Source organism: Lysinibacillus sp. RU7 (assembly GCF_057837305.1).
In genome coordinates this window covers 1-3365 of record NZ_JBYQFK010000050.1, presented here as the reverse complement: position 1 = coordinate 3365, position 3365 = coordinate 1, and the positions used below count along the sequence as shown (strand labels likewise).

Here is a 3365-nt window from a genome sequence, read left to right as displayed (position 1 = left end):
CTTCACTTCTACTATAAAAAAATAGTAGCACAAACCATGGCCGTGGTTTGTACTACTAATGTTAGTATGTTTGCGCCAAGGATGGTGGGCATTGTATTGTGACCACCGCAGAAGCACTGTCCGTAAAAGGATTCCTTTCCGAACAGCCCCCTTAAGATTTCTTTCTTAAATTGCTGGCTAATTCCATCATCGTTTTACTATACATATCGCCTTTAATCAATATCAGCGTGTTACTATCTACGATTTTCCTTAGTAAACTATATACTAAAATACTATTTTTAAAGCTGTATACCGGTTGGGAGAAACCTAGTTGTATAGCATAATCACCGATTATTTTGGCATGCCCTCCTATTGTGATGAGCACATCCACGCCCTTTTCATAAATCAGTTCACCGGCTTGCTTGTGAATCTTGTATCCCCAGGAACCCACATCTGTAATGGTCCCAATAATCGCTACTCTTTTTTTCCCATTTGCGAGTGCATTTAATACATCCAACGCCGCTCCAAGCGATGTTGTTGTAATACTCCATGTATCATCTAACAATAATGCGCCATTCATGCTATGGACCAGCTGAAGTTGTTTATTCATCTGCTTGAAGGTTTTTAACCGCTTTGCTGCCTCCGGAATCGTTATACCTATTTCAACGACTGTGGCAATGGCAGCGAGTGCATTATATACTTGATGTTCGCCAAAGCCAGGGACTTGTATATCATAATGCGTCTGCCCATGATGAATCTTAAATTGCATGCCTGTTGAGCAATAGGTGACATGGGTCGCTCTAAAATCACATGATGGACTTTTTCCTACCCTAATAATTTTGCCCTTAAACTTTTGTAGATTCACTTTTTTGGTATTTTCGTCTTCTGCATTAATAATCAATGTCCCATTCTCATCTATAATGTCTAACATTTCTCCCTTAGCCTCAATATATCCCTCTAGCGTCTTACAATAGTTTAGATGGTGGGCACCTATATTAGTAATGACACCAATTTTCGGTTTAAAATAAGCACCGGCTTTCCGTAAGTCTCCTGGTGCACCAACGGCTGTTTCAAAAACGGCTGCCTCTGTATCTTCCTCAATACTTAGTAAGTATTGCAAAAACGCCGTTCTTGAATTCGTACTCAGCTGTGTTGCGGTTACCTTTTTATAAGGGGTCAGGATATGCTTAACCATTTCCTTTGTCGTCGTTTTACCAGCTGTGCCGGTAATGGCGACCACAGGTAATTGAAACTGATTACGATAATAATCAATAAATTTCCAGAAAGCCTCTTCGGAACGCTTTACTCGAATAAGTGTTACTTGCTGTGGTAGCTCACGAGAACTGTATGGCCATTCTGTCACGAGCACTATCGGGAAGCATTTAGATATTTCTTCCCAATTCATAATTCGCTTTTCGATAAAGAGAACCGTATTTTTATGCTTTATTTGCTTTAATCGATAAGCACCGTACTGGATAATAACTTCTTCTCCTTGTACCAACTCTCCTGAAATAATTGTACATAATTCTTTCACCGAAAGAGGTTTCACGTCATATTTCACACTCCTTTCTTCTATATCTTATGTCCTCCAAAAAACTTTGCTTAGATATTTGAACCTAGATTATTCACTAACTATCATAAAATACGCTATACGTTACGCCTTCAATGAAACACTCTAACCAACAAAGGAGATGCCCCCTTAAAACGAGCGCATAAGTATGACATCTATAACAATAAACCGCTACTTCTTCCCCACATGTAGGAGTGATGTTGTAGGAAGAAAAGGTGGTAACGGACAGCTACTGCTTTTTTGATACAAGTGCTTGTACACGGCCATCCGTTGTCAATAGATGCCCATTAATAGGCGGTTTTCTTACGATAAAACACTGAGGATACCTCCTATAAAAAAGAAGTGAACATTTAAAGATTTTTGAAGCATTGAAGTTGAATTAAACGTGATGGATAACCATACAAAAACTATTTTTCGCCATACATTTAAGAAAGGGTATAACAATTAGAGAAATAATGGAGATGACTATTTTGAAAACGCTACTCTTTATAGGTGTAAATAAATCTGGTTCCAGCAGAGAAGCAACTAAAGCAGCGGAAAACTTAGGATATTTTGTCGTCCTATTCACAAACAATGCCAAACAAATTGAACAACGTAAGCTCTATCCTGAGATTCATAAAATGGTGTTAACTGATACAATGAACCTCCAAGAAATGAAAATGGAAATTCGAAAACTCCTAAGCATGGGACTTGATATCCAAAATATTGTAAGTTTTGTTGATCCGTTTGTGCATGTTGCTGCATTGCTTTGCGATGAATTTTGTAATAATCTTACTTCTTCTAAGGCGATTGAAATGATGGAAAACAAAGAAGAAACCCGCAATTTTTTATTAAACGAACCATACTCACCCAAGTTTCAAATTCTGAATCCGCAAGAAAACGTAACTAAAAAAATCCCGTTCCCTGTCATTATAAAATCGCCAAAATCTACAGGCTCGAAAGATGTACTGCTTGCTAAAAATAAAAAGCAATTAACCAAAAATCTCTCAGCCCTCCGTAATAAGTATCCAGAGGAATCGATTATTGTAGAAGAATTTTTAGATGGTCCTCAGTACTTAGTAGAGGCCATTGTCCATGAGTATCAGGCGCATATTATAGCGATTATCAAACAAGAAATTACAAAAGGGCAACGATTTATTATTACAGGATATGGTGTATTAGCTGATGTTCCTGAGAAATTTCAGGCAAATCTTGAAAACGTTTTAAACTCTATCGTCACTAATTTTGGTATGAAGGTGGGCGCACTTCATTTAGAACTTCGTTTAACCTCTAGAGGTTGGAAGCTAATCGAGATTAATCCACGTATCTCTGGTGGTGCGATGAATAAAATGATTGAAGCGGCTTTCGGGATTAATTTAGTAGAGCAAACACTTAGATTGTTTCTTGGGGAAAAGCCAAATTTAGAACCGATACATCGGCACTTTGTCTATACAAAGTACTTAATCGTCAAACGCAAAGGGATATTACAAAAAGTAACGGGTAAATTACGGGCAGCCAAATTACCGGGTGTTTATGATGTTTATATCAAGCCTAAGAAAGGTACCTTACTCATTCCTCCCCTATCAATGGGGCATCGTTACGCCTATCTTATTACACAGGGTAAATCGTTAAGCGAGGCTAGAAGGATAGCGGATCGAGCCTCCAAAGAGATTAAGTTTCATATGCGAGCACCCTAACAAAAAACACCTTATCTACCATAAGGTGTTCCGATTGTCGACAAAAGGCCTTCAGAATGGTCTCATTCTGAAGGCCTTTTGTATTTTTAATATTTTTCGGGGTATTTTATAGTCTTATTTTAAGTAAAAGTACTCTTCGA

Annotated in this window: 2 protein-coding genes; one reads left to right on the top strand and one right to left on the bottom strand. The window is 38.0% G+C overall.

The annotated features are described in order from the left end of the window. Positions 1 to 151: 151 nt before the first annotated feature. On the bottom strand, positions 152 to 1540 hold the full coding sequence (locus tag AC3II9_RS21250) for a Mur ligase family protein (protein WP_489158698.1): 1389 nt from the start codon (positions 1538 to 1540) through the stop codon (positions 152 to 154). Between the two features lie 479 nt (positions 1541 to 2019). Here AC3II9_RS21250 and AC3II9_RS21245 point away from each other — a divergent pair, with 479 nt between their 5' ends. Continuing rightward, entirely contained in the window at positions 2020 to 3225 is a 1206-nt protein-coding gene (locus AC3II9_RS21245) for an ATP-grasp domain-containing protein (protein WP_489158696.1), read from the top strand. The last annotated feature ends 140 nt before the right edge of the window (positions 3226 to 3365 follow it).